Origin of the sequence: Phenylobacterium sp., assembly GCF_030693405.1 — a bacterium.
Taxonomy (GTDB): domain Bacteria; phylum Pseudomonadota; class Alphaproteobacteria; order Caulobacterales; family Caulobacteraceae; genus Phenylobacterium.
The window spans coordinates 13,672-39,687 of record NZ_JAUYAW010000059.1 but is presented as its reverse complement, the minus strand read 5'-3'; the positions used below and the strand labels follow the sequence as shown (position 1 = coordinate 39,687).

The following is a 26,016-nucleotide window of genomic DNA, read 5'->3' as shown; positions in this document are numbered from 1 at the left end:
TAACACGGCCCCTGTCCTCGTCAGGCGTCAAGACCAACCCGCGCGGCCGTCCCGAAGACCAGCCTCAAACCCCTATGAGCTGATGTCGAAAGGCGCCTGGCCAAGGGCTTAGGGGATGATGTCCGACGAATTCTGCGTGACCTGGGTTGGCCGAGGAAGCGCTAGGACGCCTCGGAATTCGTCGGCGCAGGTTTCAGCCGCCTTGGCCAACTCCGCTTTCAGCTGTTGGGCGTTATTCGCCAGGAGTTCGCCGCGCGTGTACCTGCCGCTCCCAGCCTTTTCGCTCTCCCAGCTACAGGTCTTTAGCGCCACGTTCTTGTTCTCGGCATTGTCGAAAAGGCGCATTCGAGCCGTATAGAGCACATTATAGTGTGCCCAATCTGTGGCGAAGTACATAAATCCCCAGTAGAGCGTATCGACGAATACGACGTGGGAGTAAGCCTGTTGAGCCTGAACTACTGCGGCTTTGTCCTCCGGCGGAATAGCAACGTCGGCCAGGCGCGTAGACCGCGACTGCGCCAGTTCGGCCGCCATTTGGCGCGCCAAGGGACCGGCAGGATCGACGATCTGGTTCTCGCTGACGATGGCCTTCCCATCCTGGAGCGCTATCTCATCTAGTCCGCTCCCCGAGTGTCAGGCGCGAAGCTCTACCATAGATATTGGCGATGGGAATGGTGGCCGAGTGAGAATGAACACGCAGCCACGCTTGCGGAACAAAATAAGAACTTTAGAGTGGCCTCATGGCCGTTCTCGATCTGAAGCAGAAGCTCTCCATCCTCGCCGACGCGGCAAAGTATGACGCGTCCTGCGCCTCGTCGGGGGCAGGGAAACGGGATTCTCAGGGCGGCAAGGGGGTGGGCTCCACCGAGGGCATGGGCATCTGTCACGCCTATACGCCGGATGGCCGGTGCGTCAGCCTGTTGAAGATCCTGCTGACCAACTACTGCATCTATGACTGCGCCTATTGCGTGAACAGGGTCTCGTCCAACACGCCTCGGGCCAGGTTCAAGGTCCAGGAGGTGGTCGACCTGACGCTCGGCCTCTACAAGCGCAACTATATCGAGGGGCTGTTCCTCTCCTCGGGTATCATCCGCAACAGCGACTATACGATGGAGGCCATGGTCGCCGTCGCCCGAAGCCTGCGCGCCGATCATGACTTCCGCGGCTACATCCATCTGAAGCTGATCCCGGAAGCCTCGGTGGAGCTGACCAACCAGGCGGCCCTCTATGCCGACCGGGTCTCCATCAATGTGGAGCTGCCGCGGGACGAGAGCCTGGCGGCCTTTGCGCCGGAGAAGGACGCCGGCGTCATCCGCAAGGCCATGGGGGCGGTGCGCCTTGGGATCGAGGCGGGCAAGGAACCGGCCCGCAAGACCCGGCCGCCAAAATACGCGCCGGCCGGCCAGTCGACCCAGATGATCATCGGCGCGGACGGCGCCCGCGACGGGGAGATCCTGGCGCGGTCCAGCACCCTCTACGGAAACTATGGCCTGCGCAGGGTCTACTATTCGGCCTTCAGCCCGATCCCGGACGTGGCCAAGTCCCTGCCGGCCCAGCGACCGCCGCTGATGCGCGAGCACAGGCTCTACCAGGCCGACTGGCTGATGCGGTTCTACGGCTTTGAAACCGCCGAGATCATCGCCCCGGGGGAAGACCTGGACCTGGCCATCGATCCCAAGCTCGCCTGGGCCCTGCGCCACCGGGAAGACTTTCCGGTGGATGTGAACATCGCGTCGCGCGAGCGGTTGCTGCGGGTGCCGGGCCTGGGAACCCGCAGCGTGGACCGGATGCTGGCCGCGCGGAAGCTGACCCGGCTCTCCCTGGCCGATGTGAAGCGGCTGGCCCGCAACCTCGAAAAGCTGAAGCCCTTCGTCACCGCCAGCGACTGGAGCCCGGGCGCCCTGACCGATCGGGTCGATCTGCGCGACCGCTTCGCCCCGCCGCCTGAGCAGCTGAGCCTGTTCTGATGCGCGTCGTCCGCCTGGCGTCCGAAACCGACTTCGACGGCTGGCGGGCCGCCGCCCGGGCTCTGCGCCCCGAGGCGGCCGCGCCGGCTGACGTGCTCTGGACTGTCGATGGCGGCCAGGCGAGCCTGTTTCCGGCGCAGGCGCCTCAGGCCCGAACGGCGGGCGAGGGGGGCTTCAAGGTCAGTCGGGCCTTCGTGGACCTCGCCGGGCGGGTGGCGCTGCACCGCTCGCCGGCGCGGTTTGACCTGCTCTATCGCCTGCTCTGGCGGCTGGACGCGACGCCCCGCCTGCTGGAGATCGCCAGTGATCCGGACGTGGCCCTGGCGCTCGACATGCAGAGCCAGGTGAACCGGGCGGCCCACAAGATGAAGGCCTTTGTCCGCTTTCGTGAGGTGGAGGCCGCAGAGGGCGCCGAGGCCTTCGTCGCCTGGTTCGAACCGGCCCATCGGGTGACCGAGGCCACCGCGCCCTTCTTCGTGCGCCGGTTCTCCAACATGGCATTCTCCATCCTGACGCCGGATGTCTGCGCCCATTGGGACCGGCAGGCGCTGAGCTTCACCCCGGGCGCTGATCCGGCCGATGCGCCGACCGGCGATGACCTGGAGGCCTATTGGCGGACCTATTACGCCTCGACCTTCAATCCGGCCCGGCTGCGGACGGCGACCATGGTGCGGGAAATGCCCAAGCGGTACTGGCGCAACCTGCCAGAGGCCTCGCTCATTCCAGAGATGACCCGAGCCGCAGGAGATCGGACCACCCAGATGGTCGAGACGGCCCCGTCCGAACCCGCCCGCCGGATCGTGCGGGCCGCCCTCAGGGTCAGCCGCGACGCGCCCTTCGACGGGGCCGCGCCCTCAAGCCTCGAGGCGGTGACCGCCGGGGTCGACGCCTGCCGCCGATGCCCGCTGTGGCGCGACGCGACCCAAGGGGTGGCCGGCGAAGGTCCGGCGCGGGCGCGGCTGATGATCGTCGGCGAGCAGCCGGGGGATCAGGAGGACCTGGCCGGTCGTCCCTTCGTGGGGCCTGCGGGCCAGGTGTTCGATCAGGCCCTGGCTGCGGCCGGCGTCCCCCGGCGCGAGGCCTATGTCACCAATGCGGTAAAGCACTTCAAGCACGAGCTGCGCGGCAAGCGGCGGATCCACAAGACCCCGGAGGCGCCCGAAATCGAGGCCTGCCGCTGGTGGCTGGACGCCGAGCGGCGGCTGGTCCGTCCGCGGGTCATCGTGGCCCTGGGCGCCACGGCGGCCCGGGCGGTGCTGGGCAAGGCCGCGCCGATCAGCAAGGTGCGAGGCCAGGTCCTGCAGCTTCAGGATCAGGCCCAGGCGGTGGTCACCTGGCATCCGTCCTATCTACTGCGGGTTCCGGACGCTGAGGCCAAGGCCCGGGCCGAAGGGCAGTTCATCGAGGACCTGAAGCTCGCCTGGGCCCTGGCGGGGGAGGGCTAGACCTTTTCCAGGGCGCGGAAGGCCGCCGGCGCCTCGATCCTGATGACTTCGCCGGGTTTCACCTGGCCGCCAGCCAGCACAATCCCCATGACCCCCGCCTTGCGCACCAGCCGTCCCTCGGCGTCGCGGCCCAGGCAGGCAGCCATCAGACCGGGTCGGAAACGGTCGAGCTGGATACAGGGATTGCGCAGGCCGGTAACCTCGATCACCGCGCCCTGACCCAGGTGCAGCCTCGTCCCTGCCGACAGGGCGATCAGATCAACCCCCCGGGTGGTGAGGTTCTCCCCCAGGTCGCCGGGGCCAAGCTCGAAGCCCGCGGCGTTCAGCTCGTCATGCAGCTCGCCGGCGATCAGATGAACCTGCCGCAGGTTGGGCTGGGTCGGGTCCCGGGCGACCCGTGAGCGGTGCTGCACAGTAGCGCCGGCATGGCCGTCGCCCTCGACGCCAAGACCGGCGACCAGGGTGATGGCGTCCTGCAATGTCTTGGAAAAGCTGTGTCCCGGCCGGCTCGCCACATGGGTGACGCGCGGCCCGCCGGTCACGCCAGGAACCCGGCTTCGGCGAAATCCAGCATGCGGCTGAGCAGGCCGTCAGCGTCCTGTTCGCGGGTCAGGCCATCAGACAGATGGTGCAGCCGGTCGAACTCGGCGAAGCGGTTGTTGTGCACCATGCCCAGGCAGAAGTGCAGCCGCCAGTAGACGTCCTCCAGGGCCATCTCCGGCCGGGCCGCGATCAGGGCGTCGGCGAACCGGCGCAGGTGCGAGACGTCGTTCTGCAGCACGTCGCGCATCTGGGCGGTGCCCTCGCTGCGGGCGCGGATGATGAACTGGACGGAGATGCGCCGGTCGCCGGCCGGATCGGCCCACTTCAGGGGCGGGGCGAACAGGGCCTCCAGAATGTCGCGCACCGGCGGCTTGCCGCCATGGCGGTCATTGGCCTCGTGCAGCATCCGGGCCCGTTCGCGGTTCAGCTCGGCGGTGCGCCGGCGGAAGATCTCGAACAGCAGCCCGTCCTTGGAGCCGAAATGGTAGTTCACCGAGGCGAGGTTCACACCCGCCTCGGCGGTGATGTCGCGAACCGAGACGTTCTGGAAACCGTGCAGGGCGAACAGCCGCTCGGCCGCGCAGAAGACCGCCGCCTTGGTGGCGGCTTCCTGCATGTCCGCTTCGGGCTGCGGCGGCGATGGGGGTACGGCTTCGGTCATGCGATTCTCAAACGTCCGTTCTCCAGCCTATCAGCCGGAGACGGACGGCGCCGCAGGTAATCCCAAACCCCTACCGCGCCAGCTCGCGCATGGCCTTGTCCAGGCCCTCGAGCGTCAGGGGATACATGCGATCATTCACCAGCTGCTTCATCACCTCCACCGAGGGGGTGTGCGCCCAGTGGCGCTCGGCAGTCGGGTTCAGCCAGACCATGTGTTCATAGATCTGGGCCACCCGGTCGATCCACACCGCGCCGGCCTCTTCGTTCCAGTGCTCCACCGAACCACCCGGATAGGTGATCTCATAGGGACTCATGGTGGCGTCGCCGACGAAGATCACCTTGTAGTCGCTGGAGTATTTGTGCAGCACATCGAAGGTGTTGAGCTTCTCGGCATGGCGGCGGCGGTTGTCCTTCCACACGGTCTCATAGAGACAGTTGTGGAAGTAGTAGAACTCCATGTTCTTGAACTCTGAGCGGGCCGCTGAGAACAGCTCCTCACAGATCTTGATGTGCGCGTCCATGGAGCCGCCGACATCGAAGAAGATCAGCACGCTCACCTTGTTGCGGCGCTCGGGCCGCATGTGGATGTCGAGATAGCCCTTCTCGGCCGTGCCGCGGATGGTGCCGGACATGTCCAGCTCCTCGGTGGCGCCGTCGCGGACCCATTTGCGCAGGCGGCGCAGGGCGACCTTGATGTTGCGGGTGCCAAGTTCGACGGAGTCGTCGAGGTTCTTGTACTCGCGCTTGTCCCAGACCTTGATCGCCTTGCCGTGGCGACCCTTGTCCTGGCCGATGCGGATGCCTTCGGGGTGATAACCGTTGGCGCCGAAGGGCGAGGTGCCCCCGGTGCCGATCATCTTGTTGCCGCCCTCGTGGCGCTCCTTCTGCTCCTTCATGCGCTCGGCGAGCGCCTCCATGAGCTTGTCGAAGCCGCCCATGGCCTCGATCTGCGCCTTTTCCTCTTCGGTGAGGAACTTCTCGCTGATCTTTTCCAGCCACTCGGCGGGAATGTCGGCCGTACCGACCCCATCCACCTTTTCCAGGCCCTTGAACACGTGACCGAACACCTGGTCGAACCGGTCGATGTTCTTCTCGTCCTTCACGAGGGCTGCCCGCGACAGGTAGTAGAAGTCCTCGACCGACCGATCGATGACCATCTTGTCGAGGCCCTCCATCAGCATGAGGTACTCTTTCAAGGACACCGGGACCTTGGCTTGGCGCAGCTCGGTGAAAAATTGCAGAAACATGGGGCAGGCCTTCCCAAACAGCGGGACGAACAGACGTTTGACTGCAGAGGATGGGGCGGCGACGCCGCGATGTCCAGCGCCTGCGACCGCGAAAGTCGGTGACTTCGCCATGTCGGGGGCCTGATCCGCCGCCGGTTCAGGCCTCGCTGTTGAACTCCCGGGCGGCCTTGGTCATGGCCTTGACCATTTCCCGTTCGGCCAGCGACAGCAGGGGGTTCCACACATCGAAGATCAGGACCGTGCGGGGCAGGTCGCCATCATTGCGCGCTTCATGCTCGATCGTGTCGTCAAAGATGAGCACCTCGCCCTCCGTCCAGCCCCGCCGCTCGAAGCCGACGCGGTAGGTGCAGCCTTCGGGCACGATGAGGGGCAGGTGGACCACCAGTCTGGCGTTGGTCTCTCCGTGGTGGGGCGGGATCTGGGTGTGCGGCGCCAGGACGGAGAACATGGCGTTGGGACAGAGGCCGCCGATCTCAGCCATTTCGACCGCCTCCAGCGCCCGGGCGGTGGCGGGACATCTGGCGAGGTTTTCGACCACGGGCTGCCCGCTCCGCCAGAGGGCATAGGTGCTCCAGCGGTCAGAGTGGTTCAGCTCGACCCACTGGTTGACGGGCTCACCGGGATTATAGGCGACATAGGGCGAGAAGCGCGCCTGTTCGGTGTGCTGAACCGCCAGCAGTTCTTCCCGGATCAATGGCGTGGCGGCCTCAAGGTCGGCGACCCAGGCGAAGTCGGCCCGGTCGAAAAAGGGGATCGCCGGCAGCCGTGGCGCCGTCAGCTGGTTGCATTCGGATCTGTAGGCCTGAATCCGGCCGGTCATGATGGCGGCCGACTCCGCCCAGCGCCCGGCGACGGCCGCTTCGAGCGCGGCCCGCGGCGCGGCGAGTTCGGCTTCCAGATAGGCGGCGAAGGCTTCGCTGTGAGCGTTTACACGCTCCTGGGCGTGCGTCAGCTGGGGACGTAACGCCTCTGGCCAATGGGACGGGGGCGGGGCGACTTTCAGGGCGTCACGATAAACCGTGGCGGCGGCGCGGGGCCGGTTCTGACGCTCCAGGAAGGCGGCCTTGCTCAGCAGACCTGGCAGGAAATAGGGGTCGATCGCGAGGCAGGCGTTGATGGCCAGCCACTCGTTTTCGGCGTCCCCCTTTTCCCGCCAGACCACGCTGGTGGTCATCAGCACGAGGGGGTCGTTCGGCGCAGCCATGTGGGCGGCGCGAAGATACTCGATCGCTGTGCTGAAATCGGCCCGCTGGAAGGCGTGAACGCCAAAACTGTAGAGGGCCTGCGGATGCTGGGGCGCCAGTTTGAGAACCTGCGCCCAGAGGCCCTCGGCCTCCTGCCATCGCCCGCCGCGCGCTGCCTGGCCCGCCGCCTGGGCCAGGGCGTTTACCTGATCGTTCATGCCTGCCCCCAACTCCGGGAGGCAAACTACGCTGTAACAAAATGGTTACAACGTTCGCCGAACTCGATTCGGGTAACTTTCGCGCAGTTGCGCGAATTTGCCGCAAGTGTCGACAGCGATGCGGGAGGCGAAGGCGACCCTGGTCGCCCTCGTTCCCGGAGGGGGCTAGGCTTCCATCGCCCGGAGCTTGCGCCAGACGGTCATGCGCGAGACGCCCAGGCGCCGGGCGATCTCCACAGGACCCACGCCGGCCTGCTGCAGGGCGCGGATGTCTTCCGGCGCCGGCGCGCTGCGGCGCTTGCGTCCGGCCCAGGCCGGCTCCACAGCCGCCACGGCCTTCAGGGCGGCTCTCAGGGCCCGGCCACCCTCGCCGTCGGTGGTCAGGTCTGGCTCGACGATGAACAGGCTGGCGTTGCGCGCCTCCAGCCGGTCGATGACGCGAAGCACGTTACGTGTGGAGTGTCCCAGTTGATCCAGCCGTGTGACCACCAGCTGGTCGCCTTCGCCGATGAAATCGAGAATGGAGTAGAGGACGGCGGTTTCGTCGCCGCCGGGCGCCGCCGGCTCCTCCGCGCGCACGACGTGGCAGCCCAGCTGTTTCAGGACCGCGGTATCCTCGGACGAGCGAGCGTCACGCAGGCGAACATAGCCAATTCTCAGCATCCAACCGACGTCCTTCCGCGCAGAAATGACAGGCGCCTAAATGCCCCGAACGCGTGGCCCGCGTCAAAGCGACTGGCGTTAATTCTCAGCAATAATCCACCAATGCGGTCGGTTTGACGCCACGGCTGGGGGCATATGGCGAGCAAATGTGACAGGAAGCGTAGAAAATCTATCCCGTGCGCCGAAAAATGAACTCCCGATCGACCGTGGCGCCTACAGGGAAGCCATACTCCCCGACCGGCGCGAACCCATACCTGCGGTAGAACCGCTGCGCCCCATGGTTGTCGGACCAGACGCCGAGCCATAAATCCTGGGGTCCGTCACGGTCCAGCCAGGCCAGGATGGTCTCCAAAAGCCTCGCGCCAAGCCCGCCGCCCTGGACCGACTTGCGCAGATAGAGGCGTTTCACCTCCAGCGCCCCAGGGCCGACCGCGGGATGGGGCAGGTCGCAGGGGCCGGCCATGGCATGGCCCACCGCCTGTCCCTCCTGTTCCACGAGCCAGAGGGCGCGGTCCGGATCAGCGAGCGCCTCGGCCAGATAGTCCGTCCCATAGGCGGCGTTGAGGAAGGTCTCCAGGTCTTCAGGCGGATAGAGGTGGCCGAAGGTCTCGGTGAAGGTGGCGCGTCCCACCTCCGCCAGGGTCTGAATATCGTCCGCATTGGCGCGGCGGATGATCACGTCTTGCATTCCCAAGGCTCAGGGGTCCGTTAATATGGCGGCATGATCGGCCTCTACACCCATGAGGACATGCTCGACCACCGCCCCGGCGCCACCCATCCGGAGCGCCCGGAACGGCTGGCCGCGGTCATTGAGGCCCTGGAGGCGCAGGACGGCCTGGACTTCGAGCCCCGCGACGCGCCCCAGGCCGAGCTGGCCGACCTGCTGCTGGTGCATGACGCGGACTATGTGGAGCGCATCTTCGCCGCCGCCCCTCGCGCCGGCCTGACGCGGCTCGATGAGGATACGGTGATGTCCCCCGGCACACTGCTGGCGGCCCGCCGGGCGGCCGGCGCGGTGGCTGCGGCGGTGCGCGATGTGGCGGCCGGCCAGTTCGAGCGCGCCTTCTGCGCCGTGCGTCCCCCCGGTCATCATGCGGAGCCCGGCGCGGCCATGGGCTTCTGCATCTTCTCAAATGTCGCCATCGGCGCCCGCGTGGCCCAGCTTGCCGGCCTCGAGCGGGTGGCGGTGGTCGACTTCGACGTCCACCATGGCAATGGCACCCAGGCGGCCCTGGCCGGCCGGCGGGGCCTGATGTTCGCCTCCGTCCAGCAATGGCCCCAGTGGCCAGGCACCGGGCATCCTGACGAGCGGGTGGCGGACAACGTCGTCAACGCCATTTCACCCGCGGGCGGCGGGGTGGACGGCTGGCGGGCGGCCTTCTCAAGCCTGATGGACAAGGTGGCGGCCTTCCGTCCAGACCTGATCCTGATCTCGGCGGGCTTCGACGCCCACCGGCTGGATCCCCTGGGCGGGGGCCCCGGGGGCCAGCAGCTCGGCGCCGAGGACTATGGCTGGGCCACCGAGCAGATCGTGGCTGTAGCCAGGGCCAGTTCGCGCGGCCGGGTTGTGTCGGCGCTCGAGGGCGGATACGACCTTGAGGCTCTGGGCCGGTCGGCGGTGGCGCACCTCCTGGCCCTGCAACGGGGGTGAAGGGTGCGCCTGGCTTGCCTGGCGCGAACCCTGGGATGACATGGCCGATTCTGTGACCGTCGATTCTGCCGCTCCCGCCGCCTCGCAGCCTATGCGCCCCGGCGCCATCATCCTGGCCCGTCACGGAGAGCCGGCGCTCAGCCGTCGGGTCTGGCTGAACGCCGAGGGCTATCGGCGATTCTGGGCGCAGTACGAGGTTCTGGGTCTGCTGCCCGGCCAGACCCCGCCGGAAACCCTGACCGAGTTTGTCGCCAGCGCCGGCGTGGTCTTTTCTTCCACCCGCCAGAGGTCGATCGAGACCGCTATCGCCCTGACCCGGGGGCGGGACTTCGCCAGCGAGGCCCTGTTTGTCGAGGCGCCCCTGCCGCCGCCGAACCTGCCGGCCTTCATCAAGATGCGGCCTTCCTACTGGGGCTTCCTGGCTAGGGTCTGCTGGTGGTTCCTCAATCATCACGAAGGCGAGGAGACCCGCCGCCAGGCAGAGGACCGGGCCGCCGCGGCCGCAGAGCGCCTGATTGAGGCGGCACAGCAGGGCCAGGACGTGGTGGTGCTGGCCCACGGCTTCTTCAATTTCATGGTCGGTCGCGCCCTGCGCCGTCGCGGTTGGCGTATCGCGGTCAGCCAGGGCTACAAATATTGGTCCATGCGGCGCTTTGAGCGCCCTTGAGGTCCCTTAGCCGGGTGGCCCGTTGCGGCCGTCGCCCCTGGTCTCTAGGTTGGCGGCTCCCGCGAGGAGCGAAATGGCCGACACCGACGACATTCAAGCCCTGACCTTCGAACAGGCGCTCGCCGAACTGGAAGGCATTGTGACCCGGCTGGAGTCCGGCCAGGCCGCCCTGGACGATTCCATCCGCCTCTATGAGCGCGGCGCGCTCCTCAAGGCGCATTGTGAGTCGCGGCTGGAGGCCGCCCGCCTGCGGGTCGAGAAGATCGTGGTCGGCGCCCAGGGGACGCCGGGGACCGAACCGGCCGAGTTCAGCTGATGACTGCGGAGGTCGAGCGCCGCGTGGCCGAGGCCGCAGACCTGGTCACGGTCGCCCTCGACGAACTCCTGCCCCGGGCCGACGGACCCGAAGCCCGGCTGACCGAGGCCATGCGCTATGCGGCCCTGGGCCCCGGCAAGCGGATGCGGCCCTATTTCGTCATCGAGACCGGCCGCATGTTCGAGGTGGAGGAACGTCCGCTTCTGCGGGCCGCCTGCGCCCTGGAATGTGTCCACGCCTACAGCCTGATCCACGATGATCTGCCCAGCATGGACGATGACGACCTGCGGCACGGGCGGCCCACGGTGCACAAGGCCTATGACGAGGCGACCGCCATCCTGGCCGGGGACGCGCTACAGGCTTCGGCCTTCGAAATCCTCGCCCATCCCGACACCCACCCCGACCCGACCGTGCGCTCCGAAATGGTGCTGAAGCTGTCGGCCGCGGCCGGCGCCAAGGGGATGTGCGGGGGGCAGATGATCGACCTGCTGGGCGTCCGCGACGACCTGGGCGCGGTGGCCCGGATGCAGCGTATGAAGACCGGGGCGCTGATCGCCTGCGCGTTCGAGCTGCCCCTGGTCATGGCCCAGTCTGGCGACGCTCGCCGGCCTGCCCTGATGGCCTTCGCCCAGGATCTTGGCCTCGCCTATCAGATCGTCGATGATTTGCTGGACGCCGAGGGCGACCCCGACCTGATGGGCAAGCGGGCGGGCAAGGACGCCGCCCGGGGCAAGGCCAACTATGTCACCCTGCTGGGCGCGCAGGCGGCGCGGGAGCGACTGAACCTGCTGATCGAACAGACCAAGTCGCACCTTGACCCCTTCGGCCCGCCGGCTGATTTCCTGCGGGCGAGCGTCGATTTCGTGTTACAGCGCCGCAACTAGCCGCCGCATCAGTTGTTTGCCCACTTCATGCCGCCGAACACGCCTCTCCTGGACCAGGTTTCCGCGCCCGCCGACACGCGCGGCTTCACGGTCACGCAGCTTCAGACCCTGGCTGACGAGCTTCGCAGCGAGACGATCGACGCCGTCTCCCAGACCGGCGGTCATCTCGGTGCGGGTCTTGGCGTGGTGGAACTCACCGTCGCCCTGCATCACGTCTATGAGACGCCTCGCGACATCCTGATCTGGGACGTTGGCCACCAGGCCTATCCACACAAGATTCTCACGGGGCGCCGCGACCGCATCCGCACCCTTCGTCAGGGCGGCGGTCTGTCGGGCTTCACCAAGCGCGCTGAGAGCGAATACGACCCGTTCGGCGCAGCCCACGCCTCGACCTCCATTTCTGCGGCGCTCGGCTTCTGCGCGGCCCGCGATCAGGCCGGCCGCGACAACCGCGTGGTGGCGGTGATCGGCGACGGCTCCATGAGCGCCGGCATGGCCTATGAGGCCATGAACAACGCCGCCGAGACCACCAAGCAGCTGACCGTGGTCCTGAACGACAACGACATGTCCATCGCCCCGCCCGTGGGCGGGATGAGCGCCTATATGGCCCGCCTGGTGTCCGGCGGCGGCTATCAGTCCCTGCGCAATCTGGGCAAGTCGGTGGCCAAGGCCTTCCCGCGGCCGATCCAGGAAGCCGCCCGCAAGGCCGAGGAATACGCCCGCGGCATGGTCACCGGCGGCACGCTCTTCGAAGAGCTGGGCTTCTACTATGTCGGCCCCATCGACGGCCACGACATGGAGGCCCTGGTGGCGGTTCTCCGCAACGCCCGGGAGATCGTCGATCGTCCGGTGCTGGTCCATGTGGTCACCCAAAAGGGCAAGGGCTACGCCCCGGCCGAGAGCGCCGCCGACAAGCACCACGCCGTGGTCAAGTTCGACGTGGTCACCGGCCAGCAGGCCAAGGCCCAGGCCAAGGCGCCCAGCTACACCAAGGTCTTCGCCACCGAGCTGATCAAGCAGGCGCAGCGTGACCCGACCATCTGCGCCATCACCGCGGCCATGCCCTCGGGCACCGGGCTCGACCTGTTCGGCCAGGCTTTCCCGGACCGGACCTATGATGTCGGCATCGCCGAGCAGCATGCAGTGACCTTCGCCGCCGGCCTCGCCGCCGATGGCATGAAGCCCTTCGCGGCCATCTATTCGACCTTCCTGCAGCGCGGTTACGACCAGGTGGTCCATGACGTGGCCATCCAGGGCCTGCCGGTGCGCTTCGCCATCGACCGGGCGGGCCTGGTCGGCGCCGATGGGCCCACCCATGCCGGCTCCTTCGATGTGGGCTTCATGGGCGCCCTGCCGGGCATGGTGCTGATGGCCGCCGCCGACGAGGCGGAACTTGCCCACATGGTCGCGACCGCCGCGGCCATCGATGATCGCCCGAGCGCCTTCCGCTATCCGCGGGGCGAGGGGACGGGCGTCGCCATTCCCGACATCGCCAGCCCCCTGGAGATCGGCAAGGGCCGGATCGTCCGGGAGGGGACCGCGGTCGCGCTGCTGTCCTTCGGGACCCGCCTGCCGGAATGTCTCAAGGCCGCTGAGATGCTCAGCGCCCGGGGCCTGTCGGCGACGGTGGCCGACGCCCGGTTCGCCAAGCCCCTGGACATCGACCTGGTCCTGCGGCTGGCCCGGGAGCACGAGGCCCTGATCACCATTGAGGAAGGCGCCATGGGTGGCTTCGGCGCCTTCGTGCTGGAGGCGCTGGCCCGTCACGGCGCCCTGGATCGCGGCCTCAAGGTCCGGACCTTGACCCTGCCCGACATCTTCCAGGATCACGACAAGCCGGAACTGATGTACGCCCAGGCGGGCCTCGACGCCGAGGGCGTGGTCCGCACGGCGCTGTCGGCCCTGGGGGCCGATGTGGTCGCCGCCGCCGGACGCCGGGCCTGATCAGCGGCAGTAGCGCAGGAAGCTCTGAACCGACCTGCGCGGGGCGGGAGACGGCGTCACCGCGCCGCCCACGGCCGCAAGGCTGATGACTCCGGTCTGACGGAAGGCCTCAGCCACCGGCGCGCGGTCGGCGAACTCCACGGAAACCAACGAACCGCCGCCTTGCGGATCGATGTCGGCCACGCCTGGAATGGTGGTCCGGGATTCGGCGGAGGCGAGGGTTACGCTGACCGGCCACGGGGCGGCGCGCCCTACATTATCGACCCAGCGCCCGTCGACCGCTTCAACCCCTAACCGCTGCTCGACCGGGAACCGCGCCACGAGCTGACGACTGTCCTTCACGCAGGTGAAGGTCACCGAGGCAGCAGCTCCGCCCGGCGCCACATAGCTCAGTTCAACAGGCTCCAGATCGGCGCGATAGGTCCAGGCGCCCTCCTGGGCGGAGGTGGGCGCAGCGATCGAGAGCAGCAGGGTGGTGAGCAGGGCCGGACGCATCATGGCGCGAGCTTAGCTTCGCCTTTGGGCGGGCTCCAGTCCGATCGCATTCAGATGGGTTGGCCGCACTGGGTGAAGAAGCCGCTGACAAGGGCCTGGTCGGCGCCGCGCGCGCCAGCCGGCAGGATTCGCCCGGCGGTGCGCACCGACAGTTCGCCCGTCCTGGCAAAGCCGTCGAGGGCGGGGTCATCGGTCCCCGCGGTCTCGATGATCACGCCGACCCCTTCGATCGGCGTCGGCGCGGCGGGGCTCGTCAGGTCAAGACGGGCCTCGCGAGAGACCAGTCCGACGACGCCGACATCATCCTTGGAGGTCGCCACCGCCACCTCGACTTCGCCCGACTGAGGCTGGCAGCTCAGCATGACCAGCACGTTGTCCGACCGGGGTTGGCCATAGACGAGCTTCAGCCCCTCGTCCTGGGTGTGGTTGAAGCTCCAGCGCATCGGCGCCGGCGCCTCGGGCGCGGGATGGGCGCAGGCGGCGACGAGAACGATAGCGGCGGTGAGGCCCAGGGCCGAACGGGTGCGCATGGTTGCGTCTCCTTCGCAGAGGATAACGTCCGCGCCGCCGCCGGGTTCACCTCCTGGGTCGCGCTACGGTCAGAAAGGCGAGAAAGTCTCCACCAGGGCCTGTCCGGCCGGGGTCCGCTGGACCCGGCTGATATCGCCGCGGCCGCCATAGCTGATGCGCGCCTCGGCGATCTGCGAATGGCGGATGGTGTTGGAGGAGGTGATGTCCTCCGGGCGGATGATGCCGGCCACCGACAGCTGGCGCACCTCGCCATTGGTCCGCACCTCCTGGGTGCCCTGGATCATCATGTTGCCATTGGGCAGGACGCCGGTGACCACCGCGGCGATCACCAGGTTGATCTTCTCCGAGCGCGAGACCGAACCGGAGCCGGTGTTGCTGGAGCTCGAGTTGGTGGAGATGGCGTTGGCCGGATCAAAGCCGCCCGGCAGGATGCGGCCGAGGCTCGATTCCAGGCCCAGGAAGTTGGGCACGCCCGCCGACATGGCCCCGCTGCGGTTGCTGCTGGTGGAGTTGGAAGTCTGGGCGCGGTCGTCGATCTCGATCTGGACGGTGACGATGTCGCCGACCCGGTTGGCGCGCTGGTCCAGGAAGAAGGCTCGCGCGCCGGTCCGCCACAGGGAGTTGGCCGAGGCCGCCGTCGGCATCGGCTGGTTGGCCGAGGCCAGTACCACCTGCTGCTGGCCCACCAGGGCGGCGGGATAGCGGACCGGCGTCAGGTCAGGCCCGGCGACAGCCTCCTGCACGGTGGAGCAGGCGGCCAGCGGCAGCAGGGCGAGGAGGGCGAGGGTGGGAAGGCGCATGGCGCAGTCTCTCTTCATCGGGATCAACGCAGGGCGTAACGGGCGGCCGGGCTGGCCAGGATCTGGTCGGCGCCGGGGCCCACGGCCGCCTGGCCGGGGCCGGTGGCCACGGCCTGGACCGTGCGCTTGGAGGTCAGGTTCTGCGCGGCGAAGCCTTCGCCGAGCGCGGCGCGCCCCATGGCCTTGGCCTTGACGCTCAGCATCATGCCGGCGGCCTCATAGGTCAGGGTGACGATATCGCCGGCGGCGATGACCTGAGGGGCGGTCACGTCGCGGGCCGCCGCGACAGAGCCGGCGCGAAGCGGGCGGCGGGCCGCCAGACCGATGATCTGTTCGGCGTCCTGGGCCGCGTCGTTGGGCGCTGCGGCCGCCTTGCCCCAGATGAGGTCTTCAGGCTGGACGATGTCGCCGGTCGACAGATTGCGGGCGTAGGTCAGCACCTCCACGTTGCCCGATCGCGCCGCCGCGGCCGTGGCGGTCCCGCTATCGGCGCCGGTGCGCACGATAATGCGGCGGAGGCCCTGGGCGTTGGCCCAGTCGAGGCCCGCGCGCCGCGCCAGTTGCTGCACGGCGCCGGCGTCCAGCACAACGCTCAGGCCCGGCTTGGCCGCGACCCGGACATCGGCGGCTGAGCCCGCGCCATCGAACAGGTCGCCCAGGGTGACGACGCCGTCGGAATCGTAGACCTCGGCCTTCAGGGTGACGGAGGTCGCAGCCAGGACAGCCGGGGCGCAACCGACCCAGAGGGCCGCGGCGAGAAGGAGGGGGCGGATCAGGGTCATCACTTCACCGCGTTGGCGGCTTGCAGCATCTCGTCGGCGGCGGAGATGACCTTGGAGTTCATCTCATAGGCCCGCTGGGCGACGATCAGCGCGGTGATCTCGGTGACGGCGTCCACGTTGGAGGCCTCGGTATAGCCTTGCAGCAGGTTGCCGAAGCCGTCTGCGCCGGGGGCGCCCACAGTGGCCGGGCCGCTGGCGGCGGTCTCCATCAGCAGGTTGTCGCCGATGGCGTTCAGGCCCGCCTCGTTGACGAAATTGGCCAGTTCGATCTGGCCCACAACCTCGGCCTCAGTCTGGCCGGCGCGGACCGCCTGAACCTGGCCGGTCTTCGAGACCGAGATGGCCGTGGCGTCTCCCGGCACATTGATCGCCGGCTGGACCGCATAGCCGTCCTCGGTCACCAGTTGCCCATCGGCGTTCAGCGACAGGTTGCCCGCCCGTGTATAGGCCGTTTCGCCAGACGGCATCAGCACCTGGAAGAAGCCGCGGCCTTCGATGGCCAGGTCGTAGGGATTGCCGGTCTGGGTGACAGCGCCTTGCTCGGTGATCCGATAGACCGAGCCGGCCTTCACGCCGCCGCCGATCTGAACGCCGGTGGGCACGATGGCGCCCTCGGCGGCCATGGCGCCGGCCCGCTCAAGGGTGTGATAGAGCAGGTCCTGAAACTCGGCGCGCTGCTTCTTGAAGCCCACCGTGTTCATGTTGGCGATGTTGTTCGAGATGACCTCGACGTTCAGCTGCTGGGCTGACATGCCCGTCGCTGCGGTGCGGAGCGCCTGCATGGTGAAGACCTTCCCTAAGTAATCTAGTTCGCCCGGCCCATGCGCTCGACAGCGCGGCGGGACAGGTCGGCGGAGGATTCCATCATCTTGGTGATGCTCTCATAGGCCCGGGTGACCTCGATCAGCCGGGTGATCTCCAGGATGGGTTTGACGTTGGAGCTTTCCAGCATGCCCTGGCGGACCCGCACGTCGGGGGCGGCCTCGGGCTGCAGGTTGGCGGTGTTGCGCAGCAGATTGTCGCCGGTCTTTTCCAGGACCGACAGATCATCGAACCGGACAACGGAGACGCGGCCGATCGGGTTCTCACCCTGGCTGATGGTCCCGTCAGGGCCGATCTTGACCTGACCGTCCTCCGGATTGACGACGATCTCGCCGCCGCCCTCGCCGGACACCGGCTGCCCGGCCTGATTGGTGATGCGGCCGAGCTCATCCAGCCGGAAACGCCCGTCGCGGGTGTAGCGGGGCCCATCGTCGGTGGTGATCTCGAAGAAGCCCTCGCCCTCGATGCCGAGGTCGAGGTCAGAGCCGGTGCTGAACAGGCCGCCCTGGGTGAAGTCCCGGGCCACGCCTCCGTCGATGACGAACTTCACCGGACGCGGGGCGCCGGCGTTGGAAGCCGGGGCGCCGGGTTCGGTGCGGGCCATCAGGGACTCGACCTTGAAGCCGACCGTGTCGGCGTTGGCCACGTTGTTGGCGATCAGGTCCAGCTCGCGCCGCAAGACCAGTTGGCGAGACAGGCCGACATAAACCGCATTGTCCATCTGCTCGCCTCCCTGGGTGCGACAGGATTTCTCACCTGACGCCTGCAAGCTTCGGGCCAGACAAAAAGCCCAGCAATTACAATATTTAAGAAGGTTAATTTCGACCCCGTGGCGGAAACTGCCGGGCAGGATCGGCCCCCGTTAACAGGTGTAAAAACCTATCCTTAACCACCGCTGTCGCATGGGTGAGGGGTAAGATTCTAAGGAGCCGCGCGCGTGGCCAAGTCCAAGGACAAGAAGGACAAGGAAGCCCCTGTCGATGGCGACGAAAACGCCGTCGACGGCGAAGGTGCGCCCGGCAAGAAGAAGCCGCCGCTCAAGCTTCTGATCATCGCCGGCGTGGGCGCCCTGGTGGTCCTGGGCGGCGGCGGCGCAGGCGCCTTCATGCTCCTCAAGCCCAAGCCGGCCGCCGAGGGCGAGGCCCATGCGGAGAAGGACAAGAAGGCCGAAAAGGGCAAGGAAGAGAAAGGCAAGGGCAAGGAAGGCGACGCGCCCGCGAGCCCGGCGGTGATCCGCCCAGGCCCCGACGGGGTGGTCTTCTACACCATGCCCGACATCGTGGTGAACATGCAGACGCCTGAGGGCAAGGCGACCTTCCTCAAGCTGCGCCTGACCCTCGAACTTCCCGACGATACGGTGGCCGGCGAACTGGATCCGAATCTGCCCCGCCTGCAGGACATGTTCCAGACCTTCCTGCGCGAACTGCGGCCCGAGGATCTGTCGGGCAGCCAGGGCAGCTACCAGCTGCGCATGGAGATCCTGCGTCGGGTCAATCTGGTCATCGCGCCAGCCAAGGTGAACGCCGTCCTGATCGAGGAGATGCTCATCAACTGACGACCCCCGGGTCCTCGGTTGAGCTTTCGCCATGGCAGACGACAACGACATGTCCGCAGACAACGGCGCCGACGCCTGGGGCGCAGGCGGCGAGGCCGATCCCTTCGCCGGGACCGAGCGCATCCTCAATCAGGACGAGATCGACAGCCTTCTCGGCTTTGATCTCTCCGACGATGAGGCGTCCGAGCGCACCGGCATCCGGGCGATCATCAATTCGGCCCTGGTCTCCTATGAGCGTCTGCCGATGCTTGAGATCGTCTTCGACCGCCTGGTGCGGTTGATGACGACCTCCCTGCGCAATTTCACCTCGGACAATGTCGAGGTCAGCCTCGACAACATCTCGTCGATCCGGTTCGGGGACTATCTGAACTCGATCCCGCTGCCGGCCATCCTGGCGGTGTTCAAGGCCGAGCAGCTCGAGAATTACGGCCTGCTGACGGTCGACTCCAACCTGATCTACTCCATCGTCGACGTGCTGCTGGGCGGGCGCCGCGGGACGGCGGCCATGCGCATCGAGGGCCGGCCCTACACCACCATCGAGCGGGTGCTGGTCCAGCGGATGGTCGAGGTGGTGCTGGCCGATGCGCGGGCGGCCTTCGAGCCCCTGACGCCGGTGTCCTTTGTGCTCGACCGCCTGGAGACCAACCCCCGCTTCGCCGCGATCGCCAGGCCGGCCAACGCCGCCATCCTGGTTAAGCTGCGCATCGACATGGAAGACCGCGGCGGGCGCATCGAGCTGCTGCTGCCCTATGCGACGCTTGAGCCCATCCGCAAGATGCTGCTGCAGCAGTTCATGGGTGAGAAGTTCGGCCGCGACAACATCTGGGAAGGCCACCTGGCCACCGAACTCTGGACCACCCAGATGGAGGTCCGCTGCGTCCTGGACGAGCTGCAGATACCGCTTCAGCGGCTGCTCAACCTGCAGGTGGGCGAAACCATCGTGCTCAACGCCACGCCGGAAAGCCCGGTGGAGCTGCGGGCGGGGACCATCCCCCTGACCCGCGGCCACATGGGGCGCCGCAATCACAACATCGCTGTCCGCGTCGAGGCTCCCCTCTCGCCGCAGGCCCGCAAAGCCGTGCAGAGGATCTGATGAGTCTGGTGGCGATCTCCATGAACCTCCTGCTGGCGGTGTTGCTGGCGGCGGCCCTGATCATGGGCTGGCGACTCAATCGGCGCCTCAAGGCCCTGCGCGACAGCCATGAGGGCTTCGCCCTGGCCGTGGCCGAACTGGACGCCGCCGCCCGCCGCGCCGAACAGGGTCTGGCGGACCTGCGCGCGGCCACCGACGAGGCCGCCGAAACCCTGGGCGACCGTGTCACCGAAGCCCGTGCGCTCAGCGCCCGGCTTGAACGCCAGGTCCATGAAGGCCCTGGCTTGATCGAAGCCGAAGAGGCCGAGCGCGCCGCCGAGCGTCGGCTCGGCGCTCTGCTGTCTGGCGCCCATGAGCTCCGGCCCCCGCGGCCCCGGGCCGAACCCGACCGCGAGATCGCGCCAATCCCCCGTCCGTCCCGTCCGCTGTCGAAGATGGCGCGGGCTCTTGAAGAAGACCTGTTCGACACGCCCCCGGCCGAGGCCGAGGGCTATCTGAGCCGAGGCCGTCGATGAAGTCCGTCCCCCGCATCCTGCCCATCGTCGGCGTCGCCATTGGCGGCGTTCTGGTGGTCAACGCCCTGGCCGGCGCCCAGGCCCTGCCTGACCTGCTGTCTGGCGCCCGCGCCTTCGCCCAGGAGGCGGTTGGCGAAGGGGCTGGCAAGATCGGGGAGGGCGCGGGCGAAGGTGCCGATGGGGCCGCCGCCACCGGCGAGGGGGCCGACGCGGTCGCCAAGTCCACCATGCCCAAGCCGGTCGCCGCCTGCGCGCCAACGGCTGCGGAGCTCGCCCGGGAAGCCGGCCTGTCGCCCGCCGAACTCCAGGTCCTGCAAAGCCTCGGCGAGCGCCGGGGCCAGCTGGACGCCCGCGAGCAGTCGATGGAGACGCAACTGGCCCTCATGGCTGCGGCCGAGGCCAAGCTGGACGCCAAGGTCAAGGCGCTGAACGGTCTGAAGACCGACATCGAAGGTCTGATGGGGGAGGCCGAGGTGCGCGAGAACGCCGAGGTCGCCCGCATGGTGAAGGTGTTCGAAGGCATGAAGCCCAAGGACTCCGCCGCCCGCATGACGGTGCTGGACGATTCCGTGCGCCTGCCGATCGCTGCGGCCATGAAGGAGCGCGCCCTGTCGGCCATGCTGGCGGCCATGCCGCCCGAGGAGGCCAAGCGGCTCACCGAGAGCCTGGCCAGCCGGTTCGAGGCCGCCCGGGCCCTGGGCAAGGCGGTGAGCGCCACCGAAAGCGCCGCCGCCCAGGCCGCCCCGCGGCCGGCCGCGCCGGCCCCGAAGGCGGGCGGCTGATCTGATGACCCTGCGGCGGACCCTGCGCTCTGGCGTCGCGGCGGCCTGCATCCTGGCCACGGCCACGCCCGCGGGCGTGGCCGCCCAGAGCGCGCCCCAGGCCGCGGCCCAGCCGCTGGAGGTCCGGGTCGCCCAGGCGCGGGGCTTCTCCCGGGTCGAGTTCCAGTGGCGCGGTGTGGCGCGGATGACCAGCCGCCAGGCCGGTCAGGTCCTGACCCTGCGCTTCTCCCGGGACGCCAATCCCGACATTTCCCGGCTCCGGGTCTCGCCCCCGCGAGGGCTGAAGACCGCCCAGGTCCGTCATGTGGGCGGTGTGCTGGAGCTGGATCTGACCCTTGAGGACGGGTTCGAGGCCCGCATGGGCCAGGCCGATGGCGCAGCCTTCGTCAATATCGCCCCCAAGCCTGAGGCGCAGACCGCTGAGGCGCCCGAGGCCAAGGCCGTGGCGGCTGCGCCCGCGCCCCTGGAGCCGCCCCCTGATCGGCCCAATCCGGTTCCGGCCGATGGCGTCGTCCGCCTCGACGCCCGTCTGGAAGGCGCCCAGGCGGTGCTGCGGTTTCCCTGGGCGGCGCCGGCCGGCGCGGCTGTCTTCCGCCGGGGCGATGCGGTCTGGGTAGTGTTCGACGCCCCGGCCCGCCTGGATGTCGCCAAGGCGCCCAGGGGCCTGCGCCAGTTTTCCCGCATGGAGGCCTTCCGGGGCCCCGACTATTCCGCGGTGCGCATCACCAGCCCGCAGGGCGTGCCAGTCTTCGCCATCAGCGAGGGCAACACCTGGATCATCGCCCTCGGGGCCGGCGCCCAGGCGCAGCCCGCGGTGATCAATGTGCGCCGGGACGAGACCGGCGGCCCGGCCAGCCTGACCGCGGCGGTCTCCGGGGTGACCCGGATCGTCCGCATCGCCGACCCCATGGTCGGCGACACCCTGACCATCGCCACAGCCCTTGGCCCGGCCAAGGGGCTGCCGTCCCGACGGGAATTCGTCCAGATGGCCCTGCTGCCTTCGGCCCAGGGTCTGGCCATGGAGGCCTTCGCCGACGACATCACCCTGTCCCGCGACGGGGACCTGGTGGCGATCGGTCGTCCGGCAGGTCTGGCCCTGTCATCCCCCACCGTGGCCGCCCGGCGAAACGAGGCCCCGGTGGGCGCGCCCATGCCGGCCGGTCGCCCGGCCCTGGTGGACTATGACAACTGGCCCAAGACCGGGTCGGGCGGCTTCATGTCGCGCTACAACGCCCTGGTGACCGCGGCCGCCGAGGAGGGTCTCGACGGCCAGGACAGCAAGGTCGCCGCCCGCATGGCCCTGGCCCGCTTCCTGGTCGGCACCGAACTCGCCTTCGAGGCCATCGGAGTGCTGAACGATGTGGCCCGCCAGCATCCCTCCGTGCTGGGGGACGCTGAGTTCCGGGGTCTGCGCGGCATCTCCCGGGTCATGGCCCGGCGCTACAAGGAGGCCAGCGCCGACTTCTCCTCGCCGGCCCTGTCCAACGACCCGGCCGCGGCCCTCTGGCGTGCCTATCTGGCCGGGCAGACGGCGCAGTGGCCCGAGGCGCGCAAGGAGTTCGCAGCCGGTGCGGCCGCCTTCAACCAGTTCCCCGCCGTCTGGCGACAGCGCTTCGCCCGGGCTGACGCCAAGGCCGCCCTGGAGATGGGTGACCTGGACGGCGCCGACTCCCGCATCCGCATGGCGCTTGCCGAAGACACCGACGCCCTGGAGGAGCTGGCTGTTCGTCTATTGCAGGCCGAGCTGGCCGAGCGCCGTGGCCAGACCGGTCGGGCGCTGCGCATCTACCAGGCCGTCGCCAGCGCGCCCGTGGACTATCTCTCCGCCCCGGCCCTGCTGAACGCCACCCGTATCCGCTACGAGGAAGGGGACATCACCCCGATCCAGGCGACGGCGGCCTATGACAGCCTGCGGTTCCGCTGGCGGGGCGATGCCACCGAGCTCGCCACCATCCGCGCCCTTGGCCGGCTTTATCTCAGCCAGGGCCGCTATCGTGAGGCGCTGGAGGCGCTGCGGTCCGCCGGCCAGCGGCTGCCTGACCTGCCCGAGGCGCTTGGGCTGCAGGCCGACCTCAGCACCGCCTTCCGCGCCCTCTTCCTGGATGGCCTGGCCGACGGGCTGGAGCCTGTGCAGGCGCTGGCCCTGTTCTTCGACTTCAAGGACCTCACCCCGCTGGGCGCCGACGGCGACATGATGGTCCGCCGCCTGGTCCGCCGCCTGGTGGATGTGGACCTGCTCAACCAGGCCGCCGACCTGCTGGCCTATCAGGTGGACAACCGCCTGGACGGTGTGCCCCGGGCCCAGGTCGCGACCGATCTGGCGCTGATCTATCTGATGGACCGCCGCCCTGAGCAGGCTCTGGTGACCATCAACGGCACCCGCTCGACCATCCTGCCGCGGCAGCTGAACGCCGACCGTCGCCTGATCGAGGCCCGCGCCCTGTCGGATCTGGGCCGGCTCGATCACGCCCTGGAAATCCTCGAGCGGGACGACTCGGTCGGCGCCCGCGACCTTCGCGCCGAGATCGTCTGGCGCAAGAAGGACTGGCCCCAGGCGGGCCAGCTGTTCGAAGCCTCCCTGGGCGAGCGTTGGCGCAACCCGGCCGCCCTGAGCGCCGAAGACGAGGGCAAGCTGCTGCGGGCGGGGGTGGCCTTCAGTCTGGCTGGGGACGACGCGGCCCTGGCGCGGATGGAGGAGCGCTACAAGGGCTTTCTCGACGCCGCGCGCAACCCCGAAGCCCTGCGGGTCGCCCTGACCGGCGTGGCCTCAGGGCCTGTCGGCGTCGGAGAGTTCGGCCGGCTGGCGGCGGACAATGAAGCCTTCGCTGGCTGGGTTGCCAAGATGAAGGACAAGTTCCGCGCTGCTGCGGCGCCGGCCGCCCAGGCCGCGGCCAAACCCGCCACGGCCGCGAAACCGGCCTGACGTCTCCGCCCTCTGGTCAGGGCGGTGGTCGCCCGAGAACCCTCGCCTCAGGACGCCTTGAAGATTGGTGGCTTGGTCTGCCAGCCCTCCACGGCGCCCACGAGGGCGCAGTTCCGGTAGAGGCGGGTGAGGTTCATCTCATTGACCGGCGCCAGGGTCTGGGCGAACCGCAGAATGGTGTCGGTCGGAATGATATAGCCGCCCCCCACCGCGCGACAGATGTCCTGCTCGGCCAATTTGGCCAGGCGCCTGCGGGTGGTCTCGAAGGGCACGCCGGAATCCCTGGCCAGGGCGGCGATGCTGACCGGCGTCTTGTCGGCGTCGGCGACCAGCGGCGCCCCGTCGGCCGCCGGGGTCGGGCTCCGGGCGTCACCGAGATCGGCGGTGTTCAGATAGCTGAGGTTCAGCACCAGCAGCAGGTTCATATAGTCGACGCACAGCAGGCGCATCTCGCCACCCAACCGCAGGGCGTAGCTCATGAAGTGCCTGGCCACGGCGCGGTAAGGGTGTTCGGGGGGATGGTAGGGCGGCGACGGCAGGGGCCTGTCGTTGAAGTAGCCCAGGTCGGCCAGGCGCCAATAGGTCTGCGCCGCTAAGGCGTCGATGGCGATCACCGTGGCGGCGTTCGCCGGGGTGTGAAAATAGGACTCCGGCACGATCACGCCGGCGGCGTCAGAGACGATCGCGCCCTTCTCCTTCAGGCGATTGATCCGGCGACGGACGGTTTCGAAGCGGAGGTCCAGGCTGTCGGCCACCCGGCTGATGCTGACCCGCCGACGCGCCATATCCGGCGGCGGCCGGTCCAGGGCCCCGAACGCCACCTGCTCGTCGAGCCCGGCTGTCGCGACGTCCACATTGGCCTGCACGATGGTCGCCACAAGCAGGGCGTCCATCGGGTCCAGAGTCTTGTCCCGGCCCTGCCATAGAGTCAGCAGCGCGCCACGGGAAATGTTGAGCGCGGCGGACTCTAGAGCGGTAAGCGACCGAGGGTTCATCGAACGGGTATGGTCCAGAGGCGGGGGCGAAGCAATATGACGCTGTCAACCAGGGGATTCGCAAACGGAATTCGGAGCCGTGGCCAGGCCATCGGTTTCCTTTGACCTCAACTGGGCCATCATGGCTTCGTCTGTTTAACAACAAGGCGACATTGGGAGAGCCGGGCATGGCGCAGTTTGGCAGTTATCAGAACGAAATCTATCAGGGCGGACTGCGCGGCGTGCTGCCCGGTGTGCCCGTCGACTACGCCACCCTGGTCGCCCGGGCGACGGCCGCCATGCCGGGCCACGTGCTGAACTACGTCCAGGGCGGCTGCGGGGATGAGTTCACCCAGGACCAGAATGCGCTGGCCTTCCATCACTGGGGGATGGTCCCGCGGATGATGGTCGAGACCAGCGTTCGCGACCTGTCGGCGAACCTGTTTGGCCACACCTATCACTCGCCCCTGTTCATGGCGCCGATCGGGGTGACCGCCATGTGCAGCCAGGACCAGCATGGCGACATCGCCGCGGCTCAGGCCTCGGCCATGACCGGGGTGCCGATGGTGGTCTCCACCCTGGGCAACGACACCCTGGAGGATGTGGCGCCGCATCTGGGCCAGACGCCCGGCTTCTTCCAGCTCTACACCCCGCGCAACAAGGACCTGGCCGAAAGCCTGATCACCCGGGCCGAGGCGGCCGGCTATCGCGGGATCATCGTCACCCTGGACACCTGGGTCACTGGCTTCCGCCCCCGAGATCTGAACGCCGGCAACTTCCCGCAGCTGCGCGGCCATGTGCTGAAGAACTACACCGCCGATCCGGTCTTCCAGAAACTGCTGGGCAAGGACGCTTCAGAGTCGCCGGCCGAGGCCGTGGCCCTGTGGGGCTCGCTGTTTGGTCGGCCCATGCTCTGGGAGGACATCGCCTGGCTCAAGTCGGTGACCAAGCTGCCGATCATCCTGAAGGGCATCTGCCACCCCGATGACGCCCGCAAGGCCGTCGATCTGGGGGCAGACGGCATCTACTGCTCCAACCACGGCGGCCGGCAGGCCAATGGCGGCATCGCGGCCATCGACATGCTGCCCGATGTGGTCAAGGCCAGCGGCGACGTACCTGTGTGGTTTGACTCCGGAATCCGGTCGGGCTCCGACGTGGTCAAGGCCCTGGCCATGGGCGCATCGGCCGTGGGCGTCGGTCGCCCCTTCGTCTACGGCCTCGCCCTGGACGGCGCCGCCGGCGCCGCCCACGTCCTCAAATGCATCCTGGCCGAGGCCGATCTCTTCATGGCCGTCAACGGCATGCCCACCCTGGCCGATCTGAGACGGGAAGGCGTGCGACGGCTTTAGCCCGCC

Annotated in this window: 27 protein-coding genes; 13 read left to right on the top strand and 14 right to left on the bottom strand. The window is 68.3% G+C overall.

Translation table 11 applies throughout. The features are described from left to right. Nucleotides 1–108 precede the first annotated feature (108 nt). A complete protein-coding gene (locus Q8N19_RS12585; protein WP_305591149.1) occupies nucleotides 109–534 on the bottom strand; it encodes a hypothetical protein in 426 nt (141 codons plus the stop codon). Between the two features lie 206 nt (nucleotides 535–740). Here Q8N19_RS12585 and Q8N19_RS12580 point away from each other — a divergent pair, with 206 nt between their 5' ends. Both Q8N19_RS12580 and Q8N19_RS12575 read left to right on the top strand, forming a co-directional pair. Then, nucleotides 741–1,967: a putative DNA modification/repair radical SAM protein gene (locus tag Q8N19_RS12580; RefSeq protein WP_305591147.1), complete on the top strand. Its 1,227-nt coding sequence runs from the start codon at nucleotides 741–743 to the stop codon at nucleotides 1,965–1,967. Beyond that, nucleotides 1,967–3,412, top strand: a complete 1,446-nt coding sequence (locus Q8N19_RS12575) for a UdgX family uracil-DNA binding protein (RefSeq protein ID WP_305591145.1) — start codon at nucleotides 1,967–1,969, stop codon at nucleotides 3,410–3,412. The genes Q8N19_RS12580 and Q8N19_RS12575 overlap by 1 nt, the downstream gene beginning before the upstream one ends. Here Q8N19_RS12575 and Q8N19_RS12570 read toward each other — a convergent pair. The 6 genes from Q8N19_RS12570 to Q8N19_RS12545 form a co-directional block, all read right to left on the bottom strand. After that, nucleotides 3,409–3,954 carry an MOSC domain-containing protein gene (locus Q8N19_RS12570; RefSeq protein ID WP_305591143.1) on the bottom strand — a complete coding sequence of 182 codons (546 nt, stop codon included), beginning with the start codon at nucleotides 3,952–3,954 and terminating at the stop codon, nucleotides 3,409–3,411. The genes Q8N19_RS12575 and Q8N19_RS12570 overlap by 4 nt on opposite strands. Next, nucleotides 3,951–4,616, bottom strand: a complete 666-nt coding sequence (locus tag Q8N19_RS12565; RefSeq protein WP_305591141.1) for a TetR/AcrR family transcriptional regulator — start codon at nucleotides 4,614–4,616, stop codon at nucleotides 3,951–3,953. Before Q8N19_RS12565 ends, Q8N19_RS12570 begins: the two co-directional genes overlap by 4 nt. 70 nt (nucleotides 4,617–4,686) lie before the next feature. After that, on the bottom strand, nucleotides 4,687–5,862 hold the full coding sequence (locus Q8N19_RS12560; RefSeq protein WP_293319581.1) for a VWA domain-containing protein: 1,176 nt from the start codon (nucleotides 5,860–5,862) through the stop codon (nucleotides 4,687–4,689). 136 nt (nucleotides 5,863–5,998) lie between these two features. Continuing rightward, on the bottom strand, nucleotides 5,999–7,264 hold the full coding sequence (locus Q8N19_RS12555; protein ID WP_305591138.1) for an aspartyl/asparaginyl beta-hydroxylase domain-containing protein: 1,266 nt from the start codon (nucleotides 7,262–7,264) through the stop codon (nucleotides 5,999–6,001). 165 nt (nucleotides 7,265–7,429) lie between these two features. After that, nucleotides 7,430–7,927: a recombinase family protein gene (locus Q8N19_RS12550; RefSeq protein WP_305591136.1), complete on the bottom strand. Its 498-nt coding sequence runs from the start codon at nucleotides 7,925–7,927 to the stop codon at nucleotides 7,430–7,432. A gap of 169 nt (nucleotides 7,928–8,096) precedes the next feature. Continuing rightward, the gene (locus Q8N19_RS12545) at nucleotides 8,097–8,615 is read right to left on the bottom strand and encodes a GNAT family N-acetyltransferase (protein WP_305591134.1); all 519 of its coding nucleotides are present in this window, start codon (nucleotides 8,613–8,615) and stop codon (nucleotides 8,097–8,099) included. A 33-nt stretch (nucleotides 8,616–8,648) separates the two neighbouring features. Here Q8N19_RS12545 and Q8N19_RS12540 point away from each other — a divergent pair, with 33 nt between their 5' ends. The 5 genes from Q8N19_RS12540 (at nucleotide 8,649) to dxs (ending at nucleotide 13,389) form a co-directional block, all read left to right on the top strand. After that, nucleotides 8,649–9,578, top strand: coding sequence for a histone deacetylase family protein (locus tag Q8N19_RS12540; RefSeq protein ID WP_305591132.1), 930 nt, complete (start codon nucleotides 8,649–8,651; stop codon nucleotides 9,576–9,578). 40 nt (nucleotides 9,579–9,618) lie between these two features. Then, complete coding sequence (locus tag Q8N19_RS12535; protein ID WP_305591130.1) at nucleotides 9,619–10,245, top strand: histidine phosphatase family protein; 627 nt, start codon at nucleotides 9,619–9,621, stop codon at nucleotides 10,243–10,245. A gap of 73 nt (nucleotides 10,246–10,318) precedes the next feature. After that, entirely contained in the window at nucleotides 10,319–10,561 is a 243-nt protein-coding gene (locus Q8N19_RS12530) for an exodeoxyribonuclease VII small subunit (RefSeq protein WP_305591128.1), read from the top strand. Further along, the gene (locus tag Q8N19_RS12525; protein WP_305591126.1) at nucleotides 10,561–11,445 is read left to right on the top strand and encodes a polyprenyl synthetase family protein; all 885 of its coding nucleotides are present in this window, start codon (nucleotides 10,561–10,563) and stop codon (nucleotides 11,443–11,445) included. The genes Q8N19_RS12530 and Q8N19_RS12525 overlap by 1 nt, the downstream gene beginning before the upstream one ends. 27 nt (nucleotides 11,446–11,472) lie before the next feature. Beyond that, entirely contained in the window at nucleotides 11,473–13,389 is a 1,917-nt protein-coding gene (gene dxs / locus Q8N19_RS12520) for a 1-deoxy-D-xylulose-5-phosphate synthase (RefSeq protein WP_305591124.1), read from the top strand. Here the strand turns inward: dxs and Q8N19_RS12515 are convergent, their stop codons facing one another. The 6 genes from Q8N19_RS12515 to flgF all read right to left on the bottom strand — a co-directional run bounded on the left by Q8N19_RS12515 (nucleotide 13,390) and on the right by flgF (nucleotide 17,540). Beyond that, nucleotides 13,390–13,887: a hypothetical protein gene (locus tag Q8N19_RS12515; RefSeq protein ID WP_305591122.1), complete on the bottom strand. Its 498-nt coding sequence runs from the start codon at nucleotides 13,885–13,887 to the stop codon at nucleotides 13,390–13,392. It lies immediately after the preceding gene. 47 nt (nucleotides 13,888–13,934) lie between these two features. Continuing rightward, the gene (locus Q8N19_RS12510) at nucleotides 13,935–14,414 is read right to left on the bottom strand and encodes a hypothetical protein (RefSeq protein WP_305591120.1); all 480 of its coding nucleotides are present in this window, start codon (nucleotides 14,412–14,414) and stop codon (nucleotides 13,935–13,937) included. A 69-nt stretch (nucleotides 14,415–14,483) separates the two neighbouring features. Then, the gene (flgH, locus tag Q8N19_RS12505; protein WP_305591118.1) at nucleotides 14,484–15,215 is read right to left on the bottom strand and encodes a flagellar basal body L-ring protein FlgH; all 732 of its coding nucleotides are present in this window, start codon (nucleotides 15,213–15,215) and stop codon (nucleotides 14,484–14,486) included. A gap of 23 nt (nucleotides 15,216–15,238) precedes the next feature. Beyond that, nucleotides 15,239–15,988 carry a flagellar basal body P-ring formation chaperone FlgA gene (flgA, locus tag Q8N19_RS12500; RefSeq protein ID WP_371133848.1) on the bottom strand — a complete coding sequence of 250 codons (750 nt, stop codon included), beginning with the start codon at nucleotides 15,986–15,988 and terminating at the stop codon, nucleotides 15,239–15,241. 8 nt (nucleotides 15,989–15,996) lie between these two features. Beyond that, nucleotides 15,997–16,779 carry a flagellar basal-body rod protein FlgG gene (gene flgG / locus Q8N19_RS12495; protein ID WP_305591114.1) on the bottom strand — a complete coding sequence of 261 codons (783 nt, stop codon included), beginning with the start codon at nucleotides 16,777–16,779 and terminating at the stop codon, nucleotides 15,997–15,999. A 23-nt stretch (nucleotides 16,780–16,802) separates the two neighbouring features. Beyond that, nucleotides 16,803–17,540: a flagellar basal-body rod protein FlgF gene (gene flgF, locus Q8N19_RS12490; RefSeq protein ID WP_305591112.1), complete on the bottom strand. Its 738-nt coding sequence runs from the start codon at nucleotides 17,538–17,540 to the stop codon at nucleotides 16,803–16,805. 216 nt (nucleotides 17,541–17,756) lie between these two features. Between flgF and Q8N19_RS12485 the strand changes: the two genes are divergently transcribed. The 5 genes from Q8N19_RS12485 to Q8N19_RS12465 are packed head-to-tail and all read left to right on the top strand — an operon-like array spanning nucleotide 17,757 to nucleotide 23,687. Beyond that, the gene (locus Q8N19_RS12485; RefSeq protein WP_305591111.1) at nucleotides 17,757–18,374 is read left to right on the top strand and encodes a flagellar basal body-associated FliL family protein; all 618 of its coding nucleotides are present in this window, start codon (nucleotides 17,757–17,759) and stop codon (nucleotides 18,372–18,374) included. Between the two features lie 49 nt (nucleotides 18,375–18,423). Continuing rightward, a complete protein-coding gene (fliM, locus tag Q8N19_RS12480; protein ID WP_371133847.1) occupies nucleotides 18,424–19,467 on the top strand; it encodes a flagellar motor switch protein FliM in 1,044 nt (347 codons plus the stop codon). Next, complete coding sequence (locus Q8N19_RS12475; RefSeq protein ID WP_305591109.1) at nucleotides 19,467–19,982, top strand: DUF6468 domain-containing protein; 516 nt, start codon at nucleotides 19,467–19,469, stop codon at nucleotides 19,980–19,982. The genes fliM and Q8N19_RS12475 overlap by 1 nt, the downstream gene beginning before the upstream one ends. After that, the gene (locus Q8N19_RS12470; RefSeq protein WP_305591107.1) at nucleotides 19,979–20,764 is read left to right on the top strand and encodes a MotE family protein; all 786 of its coding nucleotides are present in this window, start codon (nucleotides 19,979–19,981) and stop codon (nucleotides 20,762–20,764) included. Before Q8N19_RS12475 ends, Q8N19_RS12470 begins: the two co-directional genes overlap by 4 nt. Nucleotides 20,765–20,768: 4 nt before the next feature. After that, nucleotides 20,769–23,687: an endoglucanase gene (locus tag Q8N19_RS12465; protein WP_305591105.1), complete on the top strand. Its 2,919-nt coding sequence runs from the start codon at nucleotides 20,769–20,771 to the stop codon at nucleotides 23,685–23,687. A 47-nt stretch (nucleotides 23,688–23,734) separates the two neighbouring features. Here the strand turns inward: Q8N19_RS12465 and Q8N19_RS12460 are convergent, their stop codons facing one another. Beyond that, on the bottom strand, nucleotides 23,735–24,580 hold the full coding sequence (locus Q8N19_RS12460) for a hypothetical protein (protein ID WP_305591103.1): 846 nt from the start codon (nucleotides 24,578–24,580) through the stop codon (nucleotides 23,735–23,737). A 269-nt stretch (nucleotides 24,581–24,849) separates the two neighbouring features. Between Q8N19_RS12460 and Q8N19_RS12455 the strand changes: the two genes are divergently transcribed. Next, nucleotides 24,850–26,010 (top strand): alpha-hydroxy-acid oxidizing protein, encoded by a 1,161-nt coding sequence (locus Q8N19_RS12455; RefSeq protein ID WP_305591102.1) that lies wholly within the window; start codon nucleotides 24,850–24,852, stop codon nucleotides 26,008–26,010. The last annotated feature ends 6 nt before the right edge of the window (nucleotides 26,011–26,016 follow it).